Origin of the sequence: Actinoplanes sp. NPDC023801, from assembly GCF_040639655.1 — a bacterium.
Taxonomy (GTDB): domain Bacteria; phylum Actinomycetota; class Actinomycetes; order Mycobacteriales; family Micromonosporaceae; genus Actinoplanes.
In genome coordinates this window covers 43,734-63,882 of record NZ_JBFAAI010000016.1, presented here as the reverse complement: position 1 = coordinate 63,882, position 20,149 = coordinate 43,734, and the positions used below count along the sequence as shown (strand labels likewise).

Here is a 20,149-nt window from a genome sequence, read left to right as displayed (position 1 = left end):
GCGGGCCGCCCGGCCACTCACCGCCACGGGCCAACCGGGTCGCCGGTTCAGCTCTGCTTCGTGGCGGAGGTGTCGACGCAGACGACTCCCCGGTTGCCGTCCTGGTCGGCGATCACGGTGAGCGAGGGCGCGTCGCTGTCATCGACGACGGTTCCACCTGCGGCGACGGCAGCGGCGATCCGCTGCCCGGCCGCTTCGGGCGCCACATAGACCTCGACATGGAATCGCTGACCCGACGCTTCGCGCCCGCCGGCGTCCCCGAACCACAGGTTCGGCACCCGGCCCGTGGCATCCCGGATCTCGTCGCCGGGGGTTCCGCGGCCCTGGGCCTCGGGATTCCCGGTCAGTAGAACGGCCCACACCGGGGCGATGGTCGCGGAGCGCGCCGTGTCGAGGCCGAACTCGACCACGCTGACCGCGGCCGGGTCGGCGTCGACCTGGTGCCCGGCGGTGATCCGTCGTGCGAGGTTGACGTCCTGCTGAGTGACCCATTCGATGACGTATTCGGTGCCGTCGTCGTCACGGTAGACAGCGTCGTCGGTGCTCAGCTTCAGGTCGACGTACCCGTTGCCGATCGACACGCGCGGGTGGTGACCGAGCGCGTCGCCGGCAACGCCCACCGCGGCGACGAACCGGACGCCGGCACCGAAGTCCTCGGTCACGTAGCGGGCATGCAGGCCCTGCGCCAGCTTGCGCCAGTCGGTCAGGCCGGCCTCGGCGATCTGCTCGCCTTTCAGCATGTCCATGGGCCGTCACCCTAGCCCCGCGGTGCCGGTCACGTCGTGCCCTGATCGAGTCTCCGGCCGATCAGCCGCTCGCCGATACGCGTAAGGTCAGCCGGCCGGTGTCCGCCGCACAGGTCGCCAGGTGGTCGAGGACGGCGAGGGTCAGTTCGGCGAGACCGGCCCGGTCGACCCGGGTGACGTCGAGAGTGAACTGGGTCGCGAGCCGCCGGTTCCAGTCGTTGCGGAACACCGGATGGCTGCCGGACTGTGTGCCGGTCTCCGCCTCGACGCAGGGCCGGAACTCCCATGCGACCTGGGGGGGTGCCGCGGCCCTTGCAGCGAACGTCGACGCCGATCCAGGCGTGCTCGGACCGGCCCGGGTACCGCCGCCAGGCCAGGAACATCGGATTGCCGGGACTGGTGCGGGTCGCCTGGGCCTGCCCGTCATCACCGGGATGAGCTTCACGGAGCACGCCGTCGAGATGACGGGCGATGCGGCGGGTCACCAGGTCCGGCACATACCAGCCCTTGGCGTCCCCGATGGTCTTGTCGGCCTCTTCGTCCCAGCTCCGCAGCAGGCCGGCGATCTCACCGGCGAGCCAGGCCGCATGCGGGTCGCTGCTGCTCCGCCATGCCCCGAACAGCTCGACGAGCCCGAGCGCCCGCCAGGGGTCCCGGGGCGTGTCGTCGCGGTCCACGGAGCAGTAGAACAGCGTGGCCGCGGGATTCCTCTTCGCCGCCCAGTCCTCGTACCGCTGCAGCTGGTCGCCGTGCTCGCTCGAGGCACCCTTCATCTCCAGCACCGCCACGGGCAGATCCGCCCGGTAGACGACCAGGTCCAGCCGGCTCTTCGCGGCGCGTCCTTCCCGGCGGCACCGGTAGGCGCCCTCGGGCAGGCCGAGCGTCCGGATCAGCGGGGCGGGATCCTTGTCGAACAGGAAGGCGAGCAGGTCACTGGTGCTGTTCTCGTTCGCGACCAGGCGCCCGAGCGCTGAGCTGGGATCCGGCATCCCGGCATCATCCCATCACCGAGGCCCGGTCGTGGAGCGTCCCGGGGGGTCGTGCCTTTGATCTTGCGCCCGCGCCGGGCGCCGCCGACAAGGTGGTGGTCACCCTGGCGTGGCGCCCGACGGAACAGATGTCAGGCGCGGTCGGCGAGGCCGGAGGCCGCGACCGCCGGAAGGTAACCGCGGGCGTGGCCGGTGGCGGTCGGGTGCAGCACCCGGTTGTCGCGCATGCCCTCGGCGCCGACCAGCCACGGACGCGGGCTGCACAGACCGTGGCCCGCGAACGACTGCTCGACGTCGACGTAGCGGACCTTGTTACGGGCGGCGGCCGTCGCGATCACCCTGTTCAGGCGACTGATCACCTGATTGGCGCGGGTCCGCAGCCGGGCGTTGACCGGCACGGTCGTGCACTGACGGTTCTTGGCGAACGGCAGCGGGTAGCCGGTGATCACGACGCGGGCGGCGGGGGCGGCCGTGACGACGGTACGGATCATCCGGTTCAGGTCGCGCGGCAGGACGGTGGCCAGCTTGCGGTTGACCGTGACGTTCTCGCGCTGGCAGGCGGCGGCGAAGACCGGGGTCATGCACGTCTGCAGGATCTGCTTGATGGACAGGTCGTTGGCGCCGGCGGTGATGGTGACCAGGCCCGTACGCGGGCCGAGCACCGAGCTCTGCCGGATGACGTCGGCCGTGGTGGCACCGATGCACGACGCGTTGCGCAGCGCGAGGGCGCCGCGTGACTCACGGGCCAGCAGGGCCGGGTAGGCGGCGGCGGTGCGGCCGCAGGCGTCCCGGGTGGCCTCGGCGCCGTAGCCGGCGGCGTACGAGTCGCCGAGCGCGACGTACTGCAGCGGGGCGGGCGCGATGGAGACCGCGACGGCGGTGGCGGGGGCGGCCCAGGCGGTGGCGGTCAGCGCGGCGGCCGCGCAGACGGCCACCACGCGGCGGAAAATCGCAGCAGGGTAGGACATGGCAGTTCTCTCCCGTGGGTGCGGCGGATACTCGATGAACCGGGGAGGGTTCATAACGGACAAACGCACCATACGGCGAAATGTCACCCATCCTGGGCAGGCCGCGCCGTTTCTGCCGCATTCCCGAGCGCACCGACGTGATCGCTGGTATGGAAGTCCGGCCAGTGCATGCGCCCGGCCGGCCCTTCCTCCACGGGATCGGGGACGAGGCCCGCTACGTCGTCGATCACCTGGCCTTGCGGCTCAGCGGCACCTTCGACCAGTCGGTGTCCGAGGCCAGGTAGAAACTCGGGTACGACGGCTGGTTGTAGGTGGTCTGCTGGCGTGCCACCTCGACGCGGTACTGCGGGTCGTGCATCAGCGTGTAGAGCTTGTGATTCGTCACCTCGGTGCTGAGGTAGATCCTGATCGCCGAACTGTCCACGGTCCGCACCAGCAGCTCCTCACGCCAGTCACCGAGGATGTCGGCGACCAGGCTCGGATTGCCCTTCGTACCGTTGTTGGTGCGAGCGCCGTCGGCGGTCAGCAGGCGGCCCCGGTTCCAGTCGTCGACCGTCGGCGTCACGTCCAGCGTACCGTTCACGATCTGCGTGGTCAGGTCGCCCGACCAGCGGATGCTCTGGTTCGTGCCGGGGATGGTACTGGTGAGCACCTCGCCGGTGGCGCTGTGCAGGCCGAGCGCCTCCGAGCCACCGGGCATGCTCGCCCACGACTCGATGCCCCTGGACTCCGGCAGCACGTCACCGATCATCCCGCGGCCGGTGTCGCGTCCGGAGTAGATGCCGAACAGGACCTCGCCGGTCCTCGCGTCGCGCATCGCCATCCCGTACGGCGCGGAGGTGGCGCCCTCGTGCACCGTGAAGATCTCCAGCCCGGGACGGTCCGGATCGATGTCGGTCACGTGCATGGCGTCCCCGTGCCCGAGGCGTGCCTGTTCACCGGCCGGCAGCGCACCGAACGAGGAGTAGAGCACGTCACCGTCGTCGTCGATCGTCGCCGCCCCGTAGACGATCTCCTGCCTGCCGTCGAGATCGACGTCCGCGGCGCTGAGCGAGTGGAAGCCCTGGGTGGTGAGCTTGCCGTATTCCGGGTCGGTGCCGTCCCGCCCGTGCGGCGAGTCGTTGAACGGGTTCGTCATCGGCGTCCAGCCCGAGTCCACGAACCAGTTCTCCACGAGCCGGCGGCCGTTCCAGTGGTACGCCACCAGTGTCGTGCGGGTGTAGTAACCGCGGGCGAACACCGCCGACGGGCGCTTGCCGTCGAGGTAGGCCACGCCGGACAGGAACCGGTCCACCCGGTTGCCCGGTTCGATCCGGGCCATCGCGTAGTCGCCCCACATCAGGCCGTCGTCGTGCCGGCCCGGCTTGTACCGGATGGTCTGCAGTTCGCGGCCGGTCGCACCCTCGAAGACGGTCAGATACTCGGGGCCGTCGAGGATGAAACCCTCGAACGCGCGCAGGTTGTTGCGGGCGCTGCGCGCCGGGGCGTACACGTCCATGAAGTAGTCGGTCAGCTTTTCGGCGTCCGCCTGGCTCAGCGGGTACTCGTATTGCGGCGCGATGCCGAACGCCTGCTCCAGGGTGGCCGGCCAGCGCCCGGCCACCACCTCGGGATGCCGGTGCCAGCCCAGGAACATGTCGACGACGTGCTGGTAGTAGCCGGCGGCGCTGAGCCGGTGGTCCTCGGTCGGGGCGTGTCCCGGCGTCGTGATGAACCGCTCGTGGCCGTTGCGGAGCGTCTTCGTGCCCGGTGCCGTCTTCAGCATCATCTCCGAGCGGCCGTCGCCGTCGAAGTCGTAGACCAGGAACTGCGTGTAGTGCGCGCCGGCCCGGACGTTCACGCCCAGATCGATGCGGTGCAGCAGGGTGCCGTCAGCCCGGTAGGTGTCGATGTAGACCGGGCCGGTCCAGCCGACCTGCGAGACGTCCCTGGAGTTCGACGGGTCCCACTTGACGACGTACTCGTACCGGCCGTCGCCGTCCACGTCGCCGACGCTCATGTCGTTGGCCGCATAGGTGTAGACCTCACCGGCCGGGGTCACCCCGTCCGCCGGCTTCCGCAGCGGCAACTCGGTGTAGCCACCGGCCCAGGGTGTCACCGTCCGGGAGTTCCCGACCCGGTACCTCGAGGTGGGGGTGCCGTCGCGGTCGAGGAAGTTGGTGCTGTCGGTGACGGTCGCGATGCGTCTGCCGTCGCGGTAGACACCGAAGTCGGCGCCGGTCAGGCCGGTCGCCGACGAACCGGTGGCCTCGCTCGCCAGCAGCCGCCAGCTCAGGAAGACCCCCTCGCTGGTCGAGGCGGCGACCAGGCCGCGATCGAGACGTTCCAGGCGCGGGCCGCGCGGCTCGGCTGCCGCGGGGGACGCGGGCGCGGCGGCGACCAGCACGGCTGCCGCGACGCACGCTTTCCACAGTTTTGCGGTACGGGGATGCATGCTTCTCGTCTCCTCCGAAGGGACGTCGGGGCAAGCAGGAGGAAAGCGCTTTCCACCGGAGTTTGGAGTGGCCGGTCGACGTAGTCAACGGTTTCCGGCCGGTAAATTATGGATCGTTTCAGCGGCCTGTCCGTGTAAGTCTTCAAGATCATCTTTGAATGATTCAAGTCGCTGCTGCTCGGGCGCGATATCGTGCGACTTCAATGCCTGTTCCTAGTACTGCGGAGCCGCTGTGATGTCGCAACCGTCCGAGGTGCACCCCGCCTGGCTGCCCCCGTCCGCGTTCCGGGCCCTGGGCTCCCGGCGGATCCGGATCGACGGGCAGGGACCGCCGGCCGACACGGTCCGGTCCGAGGTGACCCGGGCGTGCGCACACTTCGGCGGGCGGATCTGCGCGCCGGGGGAGGAGGCCGACCTCGTCCTCGCCGTCGCCCCCTCTTCCGAAGCCGGATCGGAGGGCTTTCACCTGAGCCGGCAGGACGGGTCGACGGTGGTACTCGCCGACGGTCCCGCCGGGCTGCTGCACGGACTGTTCGAGGTCGTCCGGCGGGGCGAGGCAGCGTTCGGCCCGGGCCTGACCGGCCGGCGCCACGAACCCGCCTTCGCACTGCGGGTCCTCGATCACTGGGACAACGTCGACGTGCACCCGGTGATGGGCCAGGTCGAACGCGGTTACTCCGGCGGCTCGATCCTCTGGCAGGACGGCCGGCTACGCGACGACCCCGCCCGGATACGCGAGTACGCCCGGCTGGTGGCCGCCGCCGGGATCAACGCCGTCACCGTCAACAACGTCAACGTCCACACCGCCGAGACCCACCTGCTGACCGACCGCCTCGCCGAGGTGGCGGCCCTGGCCGGAGCCTTCCGTCCCTACGGCATCCGGGTCCATCTGTCGGTGAACTTCGCGGCCCCCGTCATCCTGGGCGACCTGGACACCGCCGATCCACTGGACCCCGCCGTCCGCAGCTGGTGGGCGCACACCACCGAGAAGGTCTTCGCAATCGCCCCCGACTTCGGCGGCTACCTCGTGAAGGCCGACTCCGAGGGGCAGCCCGGCCCGTTCACCTACGGCCGGACCCACGCCGACGGCGCGAACATGCTCGCCGCCGCGCTGGCGCCGCACGGCGCGATCGTCCGCTGGCGGGCCTTCGTCTACAACCACCGCCAGGACTGGCGTGACCGCTCCACCGACCGGGCCCGAGCCGCCTGCGACCACTTCGCGCCACTCGACGGCGAGTTCCACGACAACGTGATCCTGCAGGTCAAATACGGTCCGATGGACTTCCAGACCCGCGAGCCCGTCTCCCCGGTGCTGTTCGCCATGCCGTCCACCCGGCTGGCCGTCGAACTGCAGGCCACGCAGGAGTACACCGGTCAGCAGAGACACGTCTGCTATCTGCCCCCGATGTGGAGTGGAGTGCTGGGCTTCCACCCGTACGGCGAACCCGGCCCGGCCGTCGCCGACGTCGCCGCCTCCGGGGGTGCTCTGGTCGCGGTCTCCAACGTGGGCGACGACCCGTTCTGGACCGGCCATCCGCTCGCTCAGGCCAACCTCTACGCCGTCGGCCGCCTGGCCTGGACCCCCACCCTCGATCCCGCCGCCGTCCTCGACGAGTGCATCGCCCTCACCTTCCCCGGCGCCGGGGAACCGCTCCGGGAAATCCTGCACGAGCTGATGGACGACTCGTGGCAGACCTACGAGCAGTACACCGCCCCGCTCGGCGTCGGATTCATGGTCCGGCCCGGCCGGCACTACGGACCCGACGTCGACGGCTACGAGTACACCCCGTGGGGCACCTACCACTTCGCCGACCGCGACGGCGTGGGCGTCGACCGGACCGCCGCCACCGGCACCGGCTTCGCCGCCCAATACCCCCGACCCTGGTCCGAGGTGTACGAATCCCGCGCCACCTGCCCCGACGAGCTGCTGCTCTTCTTCCACCATGTGCCGTACGACCACGTGCTGCACAGCGGCACCACGGTCATCCAGCACATCTACGACACCCACTTCGCCGGGGCCGAGCGGGTGGCCGGTATGCGCGACCGCTGGCGTGACGCCGTCGCGCTGGTGGACCCGGCCGTCCACGCCCGGGTGGCCGACCGCCTCGACGAGCAGCTGCGCAGCGCCGAGGAGTGGCGCGACCAGATCAACACGTACTTCTTCCGCAAGTCCGGTATCCCCGACGCGAAGGGCAGGACCATCCATTGAGCCCGCTGCGGCGACTCCTCACCCATCGGGGGACCGATGCCGCGACGTTGGCGCAGGCGGCCGACGTCCCCCTGCCGGAACTCGACGCTGTGCTCGACGGTGGACCCGCCGACGCGGAACTGGTTCGCCGCGTCGCGCCGGTCCTCGGTCTGCGTACCGCGGACGCCTTCGTGGTCGTGGGTTCCGCCGTGCCCGCCGACGTGGCCGCGGCGAGCGACACCCGAATCCGCGTCGACCAGTTGTTACGGGCAGCGCTACACCTCCGCGACGAGGACCTCGACCGGATGCACGACCTGATCCGCTCGCTCCCGCCGCGCGCGCCCGCCGGTCCGCTGCCCGCTCCGGTGACGGACGGCCCCGGGCCTCTGGTGGGTGGCCTGTTCGCCAATCGCAACATCCGGCCGTACGTCGCAAGGCTGTTGTGCGAGATCGGCGACGGACCGTACGTCTCGCCCGTGACGGTCCACCAGGTGGTCCAGGGCAGGCTGGAGATGACCGCCCGCTACGTCACCGCGTTCGCGGCCCTGTGCGGTATCGACGCCGATGATCTCGCCGCTCTGACCGGTGTCGGCCCGCCGGCCCGGAACGCCCGTCTGCATCCACACAGCGGGCGGCTGGCCGAACTGGCGTGGGACGCCCGGCGGCTCGACGGCGAGCAGCTCGCCCGGGTGCTGCATGCCGCCGACGACCTGCGCCGATACCGGGCCGGTATGCACTGCTGCCCGCGGGACGCTGCCGAGCAGGCGGACCGCCGGGGGTGAGCCGGACCCGAGGGACACCACCCGGTTCGGAACAGGCTCGGCCGTCGGCCACACTGGCGGCGTGACGACGATCGTGCCGCTGACATCCGCCCACCCGGCGTTCGATCAGGTGGCCGCGCTCTTCGACGAGTACCGGGTGCACCACGGCCGGCTCCCCGCACCGGAGGACACCCGTTCCTGGCTGCACGACCAGCTCGCACAGCGGCGGCTCACCGCTGCCGCCGCCGTCCAGGGTGAACACGTCCACGGCTTCGTCACGGTCGCGATCCTGCCCGCGTCGCTCATGCTGGGCACCGTGTGGTCGATCCGGGACCTGTACGTGGCACCGCCCCACCGCCGCGGCGGCGTCGCGAACGCCCTCCTGCGGTACGTCATCAGCGACGCACGCGCCGCCCGCGCCCAGCGGGTGTCCCTGCAGACCGACACCGGCAACGTCCCGGCACTGACCCTGTACGCGAAAGCCGGCTTCCAGCGCGTCACCGGCCTGGAGATACTGAATCTCCGCCTCGATCCGGCCCGTCCGGACCCGGCAGCGTGACGGCTTGTCTCAAGTCCGGTGCCCGCTCCTCAACCGCATACCCACCGCCTCCAGTGCCCCCTCGATCCGGATCCGCTCGATTTCCCGGTCGACCCCGTCGAGTCGCTGCAGGTGCTCCGTGATACCCAGCGACCGGCAAGCCAGTCGCAGGCGGGTGTCGTAGGCCGTCAGGATCGCGGTGAGCCATACTTGCGACTGCATCGTCAGGTCGTTGCGCCGCATCCGGTCGAGCCGCCGGAGGTCGTACGCGAGTTGTTCGATCGGCGGGGGCTCGAGACGGTCGAGTCTCGATGAAATCGTCTCTGCGCGTGTCCTCCAGTTCGTCGCTTGACGACGCGCCGCCGGCCGGTCCCAGTCGCTCAAGGTCCGATCCAGGCGGCGCAGCTCGTCGGCGATGGCGGGCTGAAGGGTAGGTACCAGGCGTCGCGCCCAGTGCCGGTTGAGATCGGCCAGCAGGGCCAGCAGGGCCACCGCCCAGCGCCGTGGGACCCACCAGCGGCGTCGAGTGATCCGAGCCAGCCGTCTGTCCAGATCGTGCCGGTCGAGTCGCCGGTCGATCAGCCGGTCGAGGTCCGCGATCCAGCCGTCCACCAGCTGTTGTTCATGGTCCGCTGCTCGCCCGGTGGCGTCGTCCTCCCAGAAGGAACCCATCATCCGCCTCCGGGTCGCGGGTCATCTTGCGACGGCTCGATCATCGCGGCCATCGCGCGTCTGGCCGCCCTCAGGTTGCTCCGTACTGTCTGGGGATCCTTTCCCAGAATCGCCGCGATCTCGCCCGGGGTGAAGTCATCGACCCGGAACGCCATGATTTCGCGCTGGGCCGGAGGACGCTTCTTCAGTAGCTCCATCACACTCGCGGCTTCAGCACGAAGTCCCATGTCCTCCCACACTCCGCCGGGCAGCAGCTCGGCGAGCGCGCTCAACACCGCCAGGCGGCGACGGTCCCGTTGCCGGACGTTGATCAACGTCCGCAACGCAACCTGCCGGACCCATGCTTCCGGGTTCTCGATCGTCGACCAGGCGGTATAGGCGGCGCTCATGGCTTCCTCCACCGCGTCCTCAGCGTCCGCGAGACTCGCAGCCTCCTTGACGATCAGGAAACGGACCATCGCCTTGAAACGGGCCCTGAAGAAGACCTCGAACTCGAGCTCTTCGTGCTGCGCGGGCAGCGACCGGCGCGATCTGAACGGGTGCCAGCGGCCCATCTGCGTTCTCCTGATCGGTCAGTCACGGCTGAACAGATGGGCCGCGGCAAGACCGAGGGTCACCACCGCCGCGATGACGGTCACCGGCACGGACTGCGTAAGCACGTAGGCCCCGGCGATGCTGCTGGTCGCCGCCGTGCACAGGGCCGCACTCTCGCCGGCGTTTCGCGACTGTCTTCTTCGAGTCGGTTGCACCATGCTCGACCTCCAACGACTGGTTCATCGATACCACCCGACGTCGGTATAGGGTCACCGCGCCGCCGGAACGTGCAATATCGACATCGAAAGGCCGGCGACGTCCGGGCGGGATCAGGCCCGACAAGCGGCGTCAGGTACGGCTGGCGGGCCTGGTTTGCAGCACCACGACGCCGTACGGGTCGAGCGTTCCGGCCGGTTCGCCGGTCAGGAGGTCGATGCCGTCGAGCGGGGGCAGATCGACCGGGGCGGTGTTGTGGTTGAGGACGAACAGGAACGACGTGCCGTCCGGGGCGACCCGCGTCGCGGTCTCCACGCCATGCAGGCCGGCGCACGGCCCGAGCAGGCCGTGCCGGGTGAGGATCTCGCGGATGACGCGTTCGACGCCGGCGGGATCGAGGCAGGCTCCGACGTACCACGCGTGGCCGGCGCCGAAGTCGTTGCGGGTGACCGCGGCCGTCCCGGCGTAGAAGTCGGCTTCGTAGGTGCCGACGACCTCGGCACCCTGCGGGATGACCAGCTCGAAAAGCAGGCGCGACTCGAAGCGGGAGCCGAGCAGGGTGACCGGGTTGACGAACGATGCCTCGCGGGCGTCCCACTCGTCGACCCGTACGCCGAAGAGCGGGGCGAGCGGGCCGGGCACGTCGGTACGGAACGCGTTGTCGTCCTGGTCGACCCGGCCGGACAGGAACGTGGTCACGACCGTCCCGCCACGGGCGGCCACCGCGGACAGCCGGTCGGCGAGATCGCCCTTGATCATGTGCAGGGCCGGCGCGACCACCACGTCGTAGGCGTCCAGCGGGGCGGTCACCGCGATGACGTCGACGTCGGCGCCGAGCTGCCACAGTGCCTGATGGTGGGTGGTGACCACGTCCAGGTACTTGACCAGGCGCGACGGCCCGTCGGAGATCTCCAGCGCCCACCAGCTGTCCCAGTCGAACAGCAACGCCACCCGTGCCGGGGTACGCGCGCCGAGCGTCGCGGGACCGAGGTGCTCGAGTTCCGTACCCAAGGCGGTGATCTCCCGGAAGACCCGGGTGTCGGACCGGCCGGCATGGCCGATGACCGCGCCGTGGTATTTCTCGCTGGCACCGCGGCCGGCGCGCATCTGGAAGAACAAGACCGCGTCGGCGCCGTGCGCGACCGCCTGCCAGCTCCACAGCCGCATCACGCCGGGGCGTTTCAGCGGGTTCACGTCGCGGCAGGCGGTGACGCTCGGGGTCTGCTCCATCAGCCAGAACGGCTGCCCGTCCTTGAGGCCGCGCATCAGGTCGTGGGCGAGTGCCATCCGGGCGGGGGAGCGGTCGTCGGGCGGATAGTTGTCCCACGACGCGAAGTCGAGGTGCGGTGCCCAGCGGTGGTAGTCGATCGGCCGGTAGAGGCCCATGAAGTTGGTGGTGATCGGCGTGTCCGGGTCGGATTCGCGGATCGCGGCCTTCTCGTCGCGGAAGTTGGTGAGCATCGCGTCGGACATGAATCGCAGGTAGTCGAGGGTGATGCCCTGGAAGGCGGTGTGATCGGGGCCGCGCCAGTGTTCGGTCAGCGCGTTCGGCGGTTCGATCTGGTCCCAGTTCGTGAACGTGTGCGACCAGAACGTGGTGTACCAGGCGTGGTTCAGCGCCTCCAGCGATCCGTGACGGTCACGCAGCCACTGGCGGAACGCGGCGGCGCACAGTTCGCAGTAGCAGGCGCCGCCGTACTCGTTGCCGACGTGCCACGCGATGATCGCCGGATGGCCGGCGTAGCGTCGTGCGATCCGCCGCGCGACCTCGGCGGAGAACCGGCGGAACTCGGGGGAGCTGGGGCAGGAGTTGTGCCGCTGGCCGAACCGGTGCTTGCGTCCCTCGAAATCGGTGCGGGTCACCGACGGATGGGCCCGGGCCAGCCATGCCGGGTGGGCGCCGGTGCCGGTCGCCAGGCAGACCCGGCGTCCGGCCACGGCGGCCCGTTCGATGATGCGGTCCAGGGTGGTGAAGTCGTAGACGTCCGGCGCGGGCTGGGTCAGTGCCCAGGTGAACACACCGACGGTGAGCGTGTCGATGCGGGCCTCGTCGAACAGGCGATGGTCCTCGTCCGCGACGCCGGGCGGCCACTGCTCCGGGTTGTAGTCACCGCCGTACCGGATCTTCACCGGGTGTATTCCTGCCGCACCACGGTGATCAGCTGGCGGCTGTTGCCGAGCAGCACCAGGACCAGCAGCGATCCGGCTAGCGCGAGGGCGGCCTCGGACCACAGCCAGACGCCGCCGGCGGCGGCGACCAGAAGGCAGATATTACTGACGGTCACACCGGGACAGCGGATCATCAGGTACGCGGAAAGGCGCACCACATCGCGGGTACGGAACACGAACAGCGACGTGATCACCAGCGCGTTCAGCATCCACAGCGTCGCCCCGGTTCCGACGAGCACGAGCGGCCCCGCCCACCAGCCGGGCAGGCCGGTCGCCCCGAGCCCGGTCAGGTTCATCCCGAGGATCGTCACCCAGGCGAGCCAGGCGGCCCAGACGACGAGTGCCCCGCGGACGTTGAGCCGGTAGCCCCGCCGGAACGCGAAACCCGGCCGCAGGTCGGTCAGGTCGAGTCGCCGGTGATGGATCGCGTAGAGCGCCGCGGACAGCGCCGGTCCGGCCGGGAGAGCGCACAGGGCGGCCAGCGGCAGGTTGGACGCGTCCGGTTCGAGGAGCACGATCAGGGTCAGGCCGGGCCCGGCGGTGAGCAGCAGCGCCAGCTCGACCGCCAGCAGGGTGTAGATCATCGCGGCGCCCTGGGAGAGCGTCCCGGTGCCGAACCGCTGCTCCACCGACATGGTCATGAGGACACTCCGAGCAGATGCGCGTCGTTCCACCACGGCGGCGTCTCGTCGGCCACCGGGGTGATCTCCAGCAGGGTCACCTCGTGCCGGCCGAGGGTCAGCTCCAGTTCGGCACGTCCGCCGGTCACCGGCAGGCGGCTGTGCTCACGGGCCGGTTCGCTGGCTTCCCGCAGCCAGTCCAGCTGACGCGGCAGCGGCGACCGTGGCGAGCCCATCTCCCGCCAGGCCGCCCACACGTTGCCGTGTTCCTCACCGACCCGTGACCGGAGCACGAACGCCGGACCGGTACTCATCGGAAACGACAAGGTCAGGCGGTGCGTCCCGGGGGAGTTCCGCAGATCGGTGTGGTCGACGGGCGCCCACGCCAGAACGGTGACCCGGCCGGTGGAATCGCCGGTGACGAGATGGTCGGCGCCGCGGGACAGGATCCGATCGCCCATGCGCGCCATGAACGCGTACAGATGGAAGGTCGGTTTCTTGATCTGCCGGTGGGTGAGCAGTCCGAAACCGCCGTGGAACAGCGCGGTCGGTACCCCCTCCTCCTCGAACATGTCGCTGAACGTCCAGTAGGAGAAGGAGTCGGCGAGATCCCCGCCCTCCGCCACGACCGGCGCCAGATAGGCGGCGTGGAACGCCGTGTCGTGAATCGGGTTGTCCGGCCGGTAGGACGAGTTGAACTCGGTGATGTGCACCGGCAGATCCGCCAGCGGTGTCCCGGCGAGCTGTTTACGGGGCAGCGCGAACTGTTCCAGCAGCCGGGACGCCGGCCCCAGCGTCTGATGGGTTCCGAACGGCACGTGAAAGGCCGGGCCCGAGGTGTACGCGTGCCGGCTCACGAAATCGATCGGCACGTCGTGCGCGATCACGAAATCGGCGAACGTCTCCAGCCACTCGTCCGAACCGGGGGAGATGGCCGGGCCGCCGACCTGCAGTTCCGCGTCGACCTCCTTGATCGTCTTCGCGGTGGTCTCGTAGAGGCGGTGATAGGCGCCGGCGTCCGCATCGAGCCAGAACTGCGGCAGGTTCGGCTCGTTCCACACCTCGATCGGCCATTGCCGGACCTCGGCCAGGCCGTACCGGGAGACCAGGTGCGCGACCGTTTCGCGGACCAGATCCGCCCAGGCGGACCAGGACCGGGGCGGGGTGATGTTGCCCTTCCACCAGAAGACCGTGTCGGCGCCCGCCGCGAGCCGTTCCGGCATGAAGCCCAGCTCCAGAAAGGGCCGCACGTCCAGCTCGAGGTAGGCGTCGACGACCTGGTCGAGATAGGTGAACGAGTGCCGGACGTGCTCGTCGTCGAGAAAGGAGTAGGGCCGGTAGATTCCCATGCCGTCACTGAACAGCCCGTGCCCGCGGATGTGCCGGAAACCGATCTCGCGCTGGATCAGGGCGAGCGATTCCTGATAGTCGTGGCGCAGCGCCAGCTCCATGCGGCCGGTGCCGACGCAGGCCCGCCACGCGCCGGAGAGCGGCTCCATCAGCCGTGCTCCTTCTTGTACCGCTCGTACGCCTTGTTGACCATCTCCGCGTACTTGGTGGAGTTCTTGCCCTCGAGTTCCTTGACGTAGGCGTCCCATTCACTGAGCGGCCGCTGTCCGAGAGCGAACTTCAGCGTGTTCTGGAAGACGTGGTCCTTGAGCGCCGAGTCCCAGAGGGTGACCTGCTCGCGTTCCTCGATGGTCAGCGGGGCGGGCGGCGCGACCGGCCGGATCTCCCGCTTGTTCATCTCGGCCTGGAACGCCTTCTCCTCGTCGGAGAACTGCGAGTTGAGCATCGCGGTGCTGCCGCCGTACGCGAAGACGCCGTTGAAGAATCCGTAGTCCACCTGCAGATCCTTGGTGGCGTCCGGGTTGAGGCCGGCCCACTTGATGCCCGGGTCGAGCTTGAAGCTGCCGTCCTCCACCTTGCCGGTGTAGGTCTTGCCCTCGATGCCCCACTTGCTGAACATCAGGCCCGCGTCGGAGTACCACAGCCAGTCGATGAACTGCATCATGGCCACGAAGTTCTTCGAGTCCAGCGCCTTCTTGGAGATCATGATGCCGTTCTCCAGGCGGGTGTGACCGGGCAGGGTGGCGCCGGCCGGGCCGATCGGCAGGATGATCTTGGCGACCTTCGCGCCGGGCAGCTTGGCGATGTCCTTGCGGGCCTCGTTCACCACGGTCTGCGCGTTGGCGCTGATCATGAACGACTTGCCGGTGGCGAACTTCTGCCGGGCCACGTCGTCGGTCTGGGTGAAGCTCTCCGGGTCGAGCAGGCCCTCCTTGACCAGCGTGTGCACGTACTCCAGGGTCTGCCGGTACTGGTCCATGCTGCCGGAGTAGACGAACTTCCCGGCGGTGGCGTCCCACTCCATCGGGTTCCAGCCCCAGCCGGCGCGGGTGCCGTACGCGGTGCCGATCAGGTTGAACAGGTTGTTCGCACCGGGCTGCGGGGGAGTGCTCCAGCGGTCCGACAGCGGGTACTGGTCCGGGTACGCCTTCTTCATCTCGCGCAGCACGCCGGTCAGGTCGTCCCAGGTCGTCGGCGCCGTCAGGTTCAGCTTCTCCATGATGTCGGTGCGCACCGCGAGCGAGTAGTCCTGCCAGACGTTCTCGTGCAGCCCGGGAAGCAGGTAGTACTTGCCGTCCTCGGCCTTGAATCCGTCCAGGTTGGCCTGCAGGTTCCAGCGGGCGACCTTGTCCTTGAAGTGCGGCATCAGGTCGACGTAGTCGCTGACCGGCAGGATCGCCCCGCCGGCGATGAACGCCTCCTCGTCCGGGTGATAGGTCTTCGGGATGATCAGCGGCGCGTCGCCGGCGCTCACCACGACACTGCGCTTCTGGTTGTAGTCGCTGCCCGGCACTGCCGTCGACTCCAGCGTCACGTTCGTCCGCGCGGTCAGTTCCTTGAAGAACGGCCAATCCGCCTTGTACGGGTACGCCTGGTTGCTGAGCATCATGATCGAGAACGAGAGTGGCTCGGTGGCCTTGAACTGGTCCCCGGCCTTGAACCCGTCCATCGCGCCGGCGCGCTTGTCGTCGAGGCCCTCGGCCGGGCCTTCACCGTCCTCACTGCACGCCGACAGCCCCGCGGCCACGGCCGCGGCACCCGCGGCGGTCAGGAGATGACGTCTGGTCAGCTGGATCATGGGGGAGTGCTCCTAGCCTTTGACGGCGCCGAGCATGACGCCGGAGACGAAATACCGCTGGATGAAGGGGTAGACGAGCATGATCGGCAGCATGATCAGCACGATCGTGACGGCCTGGATGCTCGCGGCGATCTGCAGCGCGGCCTCGCTGGAGGCGGTGTTGTCGGTGCCCGAGGTAGCGCCGGCGATCAGGTTGCGCAGATAGACGGTGACGGGGAACAGTTCCTGCCGGTCCATGTAGAGGAACCCGGCGAACCAGGAGTTCCAGAAGCTGACCGCGTAGAACAGCAGCATGGTGGCGAGCACGGCTTTCGACAGCGGGAGAACGATCCGCAGCAGGGTGCCGTAGGTGCCGCTGCCGTCGACCGCGGCCGCCTCCTCCAGTTCGACCGGCAGGCTCTCGAAGAACGCCTTCATGACGAGCAGGTTGAAGACGCTGATCGCGTTCGGCAGCACGATCGCCCACAGGGTGTTCCGCAGGCCGAGCGCGCTGACCAGCACGTAGTTGGGGATGAGACCGCCGTTGAAGAACATCGTGAACACCGCGATCCCGACGAGCAGGCCACGCCCCTTCAGATGCCGCTTCGACAGCACGTACGCGTAGCAGGTGGTCAGGACCAGCGCGATCACGGTGGCCACCACCGTGTAGAGGACGGTGTTGCGGTAGTTGACCCAGAAGATCGGATCGGACATGACCCGCTCGTACGTGGTGAGGTTGAACCCCTTCGGCCAGAGCGACACCTGGCCGGAGCGGATCTCCTGCTCGCCACTGAACGACCGCGCCACGATGTTGACGAACGGGAACAGTGTCACCGCGACCACGGTGGCCAGCACGAACCCGTTGAACGCCCGGAACACCCGGTAACCCCGGGTCACGCCTACCACAGGCTCGTTCCCGCCACGCGTCGCGACAGGGAGTTCGCCCCGAGGACCAGGGCCAGGCCGATCAGCGACTCGAACAGTCCGATCGCCGCGGCGTAGCTGAAACTGCCCGAGACGATGCCGACCCGGTACAGGTACGTGGAGACGACATCCGCGGTCGCGTACGTCAGAGGGTTGTAGAGCAGCAGGACCTTCTCGAACCCCACCGCCAGGAACGTGCCGATGTTGAGGATCAGCAGCGTGATCATCGTGGGCCGGATGCCGGGCAGGGTCACGTGCCAGGTCTGCCGCCAGCGGTTCGCACCGTCGACGCGCGCCTGGTCGTACAGGTCCTCGTCGATCGTGGTGAGTGCCGCCAGGTAGAGGATCGTGCCCCAGCCGACGGTCTGCCAGACCTCCGACGACACGTAGATGGTGCGGAACCAGTCCGGGTCCTGGATGAACGCGATCGGGTTCTGCCCGAGTGCCCGCAACCCCTGGTTGATCACGCCGTCGATCGAGACCGTCTGCAGGATCAGGCCGGCCACCACCACGACGGACAGGAAATGCGGCAGGTAGGACACGGTCTGCACGAACCCCTTGAGCCACCGGGTCCGGACCTCGTTGAGCAGCAGGGCCAGCATGACCGGCAGGGGAAAACAGAACAGCAGGGTCAGCGCGCCGATCACCACGGTGTTGGTGAAGACCTGCCAGAACGTGGGGTCGGCCAGGAACATCCGGAAATAGCGCAGGCCGACCCAGTACTCGCCGAACAGGTCGCCACCCGGCTGGTAGCGCCGGAAAGCGATGACGTTCCCGATCATCGGCAGGTAACGAAAGATCAAAAAGAACACGAGGGGGAGTACGGCCAGCGAGTACAGCTGCCAGTCGCGGCGCAGCGCCCGCCCCCACGAGCGCCGCCGCCGCATCGGCGCGGTCGGTGGGCTCTCGGTGGCGTCGGTAGGCACAGTGGAGCCAGTGATGATCATTGATCAGCCGTCCGAAACTTTCGTGGCTAAACCGGATGTCTGGCGGCGAACCTAAGTCGGTTACGAATACATGTCAAGGCTGATGAACGCGCTTGCCGGATGGTGATCAACAGTGGACTTCATCAATGCACCATCGGTATGGTGCCGGGAATGCGAACCGAAACTCAGCCCGCAACTACCGGCGGTGGTGCGTGATTTCCGATGATGAAACCCGCTGAGAGTCCGGCAACGATCGCGGTCATCGCTGAGGACGTCGGCGTGTCCGTGACGACCGTGTCCAAAGTCCTCAACGGGCGCTCCGACGTGGCGCCCCAGACCCGCGCCCGCATCGAGGCCAGCCTGCAACGGCACGGCTACCGCAGGCGCAGCCGCCGGCTCCCGGCCATCACCGGCCACCTCGACCTGGTGTTCCACGAGTTCGACACGGCCTGGGCCATGGAGGTCATCCGCGGTGTCGAGGCGGTCACCGCCCCGGCCCGCGTCGAACTCGTCATCTCCCAGCTCGGCGGCAAGCACCGGCCGCCTCAGCACTGGGCCGACGACGTGCTCATCCGCAGCCCGCTGGGCGTACTGCTGGTCCTGTGTCATCCGACCGAGAGCCAGCGGCGCCTCCTGCTGCGGCAGCGGATCCCGTTCGTCGTCCTCGACACCGACAGCGCCACCGCCGCCTCGGTACCGACCGTCGGCTCCAACAACTTCAACGGCGGCCTCCTCGCCACCCGCCACCTGCTCGAACTCGGTCACCGCCGGATCGCGGTGATCTCCGGCCCGGCCGAGGTGCTGTGCGCCCGCGCCCGCGTCGCCGGCTACCGCTCCGCCCACGACGACACCGGAACGCCGATCGACCCGGCGCTGGTCCGTTACGGCGCCTTCACCGGCCACAGCGGATACGAGATCGGACTGGAACTGCTGGCCGGCCCCGACCGGCCGACCGCCGTCTTCGCCGGCTCCGACATGCAGGCCATGGGCGTCATCCGGGCCGCCCGGCAGCTGGGCCTGCAGGTTCCGTCCGACGTGTCGATCGTCGGCTACGACAACGTGCCGATGTCCGCGTGGGCCGCCACCCCGCTCACCACCGTCGACCAGAACCTGCCCGACATGGGCGGAACGGCCGCCCGCATGCTGCTCGACCTGGCCCGCGGAGTCGACGTCCCGATGACCCGCATCGACCTGGTCACCGAGTTGGTCATCCGCGAGACCACGGCCCCGCCGCCGCCCCGTCCCACCCTCAGTCCCTTCCCTTGACCACGGCCCCTGCCGCCGCCCCGCCCGCTCCGTCCTGCGCCCTCCTCCTGACCGCCGGCACTCCCCGAGGAAATCATGGCCGCTTTCGACATGCCGCTCGACCAGCTGGAACGCTGTGTTCCCGAGGTGCCGGAGCCGGACGACTTCGACACGTTCTGGACCTCCACCCTTCGCGAGGCCGACGGTCCGATTCTTCTCGACGTGCGTCCGGCCCCGAACGATCTGGCGCTGCTCGACTGCTGGGACGTCACGTTCGGCGGCTTCGCCGGGGAGCGGATCCGGGCCTGGTACACCCGCCCGGCCGGGATCAGCGAGCAGTTGCCCGCGGTGGTCGAGTTCGCCGGCTACGGCCGGGGGCGCGGCCTGCCGCACGAGCGCCTCAGCTGGCCGGCAGCCGGCTACGCCCACCTGCTGATGGACAACCGCGGCCAGGGCGACCAGTACGGCTCCGGCGGCGACACCCCCGACCTGTCCGGCACCGCGCCCGGGGGCCCCGGCCCGATCACCAGGGGCATTCTGTCGCCGTACGACCACTACTACCGCCGCCTGATCACCGACGCGGTCCGTGCCGTCGGCGCACTGCGCAACCTCCCCGGCGTCGACCCGGCCCGGGTCGCCGTGGTGGGCAACAGCCAGGGCGGCGGGCTGGCCCTGGCCGCCGCCGGGCTGATCCCCGACCTGGCCGCCGTACTGGTCTCGGCCCCGTTCCTCTGCCACATCCGGCGAGCCGTCGACCTGACCGGCGAAGCTCCCTACGGCGAGATAGCCACCTATCTGTCGGTCCACCGCGACGCCGGGAAGGCCGTCTGGCACACCCTGTCGTACGTCGACGCCGTCAACTTCGCCCGCCGCGCCACCGCCCCGGCCCACTTCGGAGTCGGCCTGCGTGACAGGGTCTGCCCGCCGAGCACCGGGTTCGCCGCCTATCACCACTACGCCGCCGCCGACAAGACGATGCGGACCTACCCGTACAACGGCCACGAACACGGCGACGCCCATCACGTGCGTGACCAGCTTCGCTGGCTGAACCCGCGCCTGCACCCCGATCCGCCCCGCTGATCCCGCGTTCAC

At 69.3% G+C, this 20,149-nt stretch carries 18 protein-coding genes; 5 read left to right on the top strand and 13 right to left on the bottom strand.

All coding sequences use genetic code 11. The annotated features are described in order from the left end of the window. Nucleotides 1-47: 47 nt before the first annotated feature. From AB0G04_RS26495 to AB0G04_RS26480, 4 genes are all read right to left on the bottom strand, one after another. Nucleotides 48-746 (bottom strand): 4a-hydroxytetrahydrobiopterin dehydratase, encoded by a 699-nt coding sequence (locus AB0G04_RS26495; protein ID WP_360987787.1) that lies wholly within the window; start codon nt 744-746, stop codon nt 48-50. 29 nt (nt 747-775) lie between these two features. Continuing rightward, nucleotides 776-1,735: a PD-(D/E)XK nuclease family protein gene (locus AB0G04_RS26490; RefSeq protein WP_360987785.1), complete on the bottom strand. Its 960-nt coding sequence runs from the start codon at nt 1,733-1,735 to the stop codon at nt 776-778. 131 nt (nt 1,736-1,866) lie between these two features. Next, nucleotides 1,867-2,703 (bottom strand): SGNH/GDSL hydrolase family protein, encoded by an 837-nt coding sequence (locus AB0G04_RS26485; RefSeq protein WP_360987783.1) that lies wholly within the window; start codon nt 2,701-2,703, stop codon nt 1,867-1,869. A gap of 226 nt (nt 2,704-2,929) precedes the next feature. Next, nucleotides 2,930-5,137 carry a rhamnogalacturonan lyase gene (locus tag AB0G04_RS26480; RefSeq protein ID WP_360987781.1) on the bottom strand — a complete coding sequence of 736 codons (2,208 nt, stop codon included), beginning with the start codon at nt 5,135-5,137 and terminating at the stop codon, nt 2,930-2,932. Nucleotides 5,138-5,372: 235 nt separating this feature from the next. On the opposite strand from AB0G04_RS26480, the gene AB0G04_RS26475 reads away from it, so the two are divergent. From AB0G04_RS26475 to AB0G04_RS26465, 3 genes are all read left to right on the top strand, one after another. Continuing rightward, a complete protein-coding gene (locus tag AB0G04_RS26475) occupies nt 5,373-7,346 on the top strand; it encodes an alpha-glucuronidase (RefSeq protein ID WP_360987779.1) in 1,974 nt (657 codons plus the stop codon). Then, complete coding sequence (locus AB0G04_RS26470; RefSeq protein WP_360987777.1) at nt 7,343-8,107, top strand: hypothetical protein; 765 nt, start codon at nt 7,343-7,345, stop codon at nt 8,105-8,107. Before AB0G04_RS26475 ends, AB0G04_RS26470 begins: the two co-directional genes overlap by 4 nt. A gap of 61 nt (nt 8,108-8,168) precedes the next feature. Next, nucleotides 8,169-8,645, top strand: a complete 477-nt coding sequence (locus AB0G04_RS26465) for a GNAT family N-acetyltransferase (RefSeq protein WP_360987775.1) — start codon at nt 8,169-8,171, stop codon at nt 8,643-8,645. Nucleotides 8,646-8,654: 9 nt separating this feature from the next. On the opposite strand, the gene AB0G04_RS26460 is transcribed toward AB0G04_RS26465, so the two are convergent. From AB0G04_RS26460 to AB0G04_RS26420, 9 genes are all read right to left on the bottom strand, one after another. Then, the gene (locus tag AB0G04_RS26460) at nt 8,655-9,236 is read right to left on the bottom strand and encodes a hypothetical protein (protein WP_360987773.1); all 582 of its coding nucleotides are present in this window, start codon (nt 9,234-9,236) and stop codon (nt 8,655-8,657) included. Nucleotides 9,237-9,295: 59 nt separating this feature from the next. Further along, on the bottom strand, nt 9,296-9,850 hold the full coding sequence (locus AB0G04_RS26455; protein WP_360987771.1) for a sigma-70 family RNA polymerase sigma factor: 555 nt from the start codon (nt 9,848-9,850) through the stop codon (nt 9,296-9,298). A gap of 18 nt (nt 9,851-9,868) precedes the next feature. Continuing rightward, nucleotides 9,869-10,048 carry a hypothetical protein gene (locus AB0G04_RS26450; RefSeq protein ID WP_360987769.1) on the bottom strand — a complete coding sequence of 60 codons (180 nt, stop codon included), beginning with the start codon at nt 10,046-10,048 and terminating at the stop codon, nt 9,869-9,871. 130 nt (nt 10,049-10,178) lie between these two features. Beyond that, nucleotides 10,179-12,176: a beta-galactosidase gene (locus AB0G04_RS26445; RefSeq protein WP_360987767.1), complete on the bottom strand. Its 1,998-nt coding sequence runs from the start codon at nt 12,174-12,176 to the stop codon at nt 10,179-10,181. Continuing rightward, nucleotides 12,173-12,856, bottom strand: a complete 684-nt coding sequence (locus AB0G04_RS26440; RefSeq protein ID WP_360987766.1) for a hypothetical protein — start codon at nt 12,854-12,856, stop codon at nt 12,173-12,175. Before AB0G04_RS26440 ends, AB0G04_RS26445 begins: the two co-directional genes overlap by 4 nt. Further along, entirely contained in the window at nt 12,853-14,334 is a 1,482-nt protein-coding gene (locus tag AB0G04_RS26435) for a xylan 1,4-beta-xylosidase (protein ID WP_360987764.1), read from the bottom strand. The genes AB0G04_RS26440 and AB0G04_RS26435 overlap by 4 nt, the downstream gene beginning before the upstream one ends. Then, nucleotides 14,334-15,983: an extracellular solute-binding protein gene (locus tag AB0G04_RS26430; protein WP_360987762.1), complete on the bottom strand. Its 1,650-nt coding sequence runs from the start codon at nt 15,981-15,983 to the stop codon at nt 14,334-14,336. Before AB0G04_RS26430 ends, AB0G04_RS26435 begins: the two co-directional genes overlap by 1 nt. A gap of 12 nt (nt 15,984-15,995) precedes the next feature. Further along, the gene (locus AB0G04_RS26425) at nt 15,996-16,859 is read right to left on the bottom strand and encodes a carbohydrate ABC transporter permease (protein WP_360987760.1); all 864 of its coding nucleotides are present in this window, start codon (nt 16,857-16,859) and stop codon (nt 15,996-15,998) included. A gap of 2 nt (nt 16,860-16,861) precedes the next feature. Beyond that, nucleotides 16,862-17,812, bottom strand: a complete 951-nt coding sequence (locus AB0G04_RS26420; RefSeq protein ID WP_360987758.1) for an ABC transporter permease subunit — start codon at nt 17,810-17,812, stop codon at nt 16,862-16,864. A 222-nt stretch (nt 17,813-18,034) separates the two neighbouring features. Here AB0G04_RS26420 and AB0G04_RS26415 point away from each other — a divergent pair, with 222 nt between their 5' ends. Both AB0G04_RS26415 and AB0G04_RS26410 read left to right on the top strand, forming a co-directional pair. After that, a complete protein-coding gene (locus AB0G04_RS26415; RefSeq protein ID WP_360987756.1) occupies nt 18,035-19,078 on the top strand; it encodes a LacI family DNA-binding transcriptional regulator in 1,044 nt (347 codons plus the stop codon). A gap of 75 nt (nt 19,079-19,153) precedes the next feature. Further along, entirely contained in the window at nt 19,154-20,137 is a 984-nt protein-coding gene (locus AB0G04_RS26410) for an acetylxylan esterase (RefSeq protein WP_360987754.1), read from the top strand. The last annotated feature ends 12 nt before the right edge of the window (nt 20,138-20,149 follow it).

Excerpts from the sequence above, each read along its gene's own strand:
- AB0G04_RS26440 (WP_360987766.1), bottom strand. The coding sequence starts at position 12,856 with ATGACCATGTCGGTGGAGCAGCGGTTCGGCACCGGGACGCTCTCCCAG.
- AB0G04_RS26475 (WP_360987779.1), top strand. The coding sequence starts at position 5,373 with ATGTCGCAACCGTCCGAGGTGCACCCCGCCTGGCTGCCCCCGTCCGCG.
- AB0G04_RS26415 (WP_360987756.1), top strand. The coding sequence starts at position 18,035 with ATGATGAAACCCGCTGAGAGTCCGGCAACGATCGCGGTCATCGCTGAG.
- AB0G04_RS26450 (WP_360987769.1), bottom strand. The coding sequence starts at position 10,048 with ATGGTGCAACCGACTCGAAGAAGACAGTCGCGAAACGCCGGCGAGAGT.
- AB0G04_RS26455 (WP_360987771.1), bottom strand. The coding sequence starts at position 9,850 with ATGGGCCGCTGGCACCCGTTCAGATCGCGCCGGTCGCTGCCCGCGCAG.
- AB0G04_RS26410 (WP_360987754.1), top strand. The coding sequence starts at position 19,154 with ATGGCCGCTTTCGACATGCCGCTCGACCAGCTGGAACGCTGTGTTCCC.
- AB0G04_RS26430 (WP_360987762.1), bottom strand. The coding sequence starts at position 15,983 with ATGATCCAGCTGACCAGACGTCATCTCCTGACCGCCGCGGGTGCCGCG.
- AB0G04_RS26495 (WP_360987787.1), bottom strand. The coding sequence starts at position 746 with ATGGACATGCTGAAAGGCGAGCAGATCGCCGAGGCCGGCCTGACCGAC.
- AB0G04_RS26480 (WP_360987781.1), bottom strand. The coding sequence starts at position 5,137 with ATGCATCCCCGTACCGCAAAACTGTGGAAAGCGTGCGTCGCGGCAGCC.
- AB0G04_RS26435 (WP_360987764.1), bottom strand. The coding sequence starts at position 14,334 with ATGGAGCCGCTCTCCGGCGCGTGGCGGGCCTGCGTCGGCACCGGCCGC.
- AB0G04_RS26485 (WP_360987783.1), bottom strand. The coding sequence starts at position 2,703 with ATGTCCTACCCTGCTGCGATTTTCCGCCGCGTGGTGGCCGTCTGCGCG.
- AB0G04_RS26490 (WP_360987785.1), bottom strand. The coding sequence starts at position 1,735 with ATGCCGGATCCCAGCTCAGCGCTCGGGCGCCTGGTCGCGAACGAGAAC.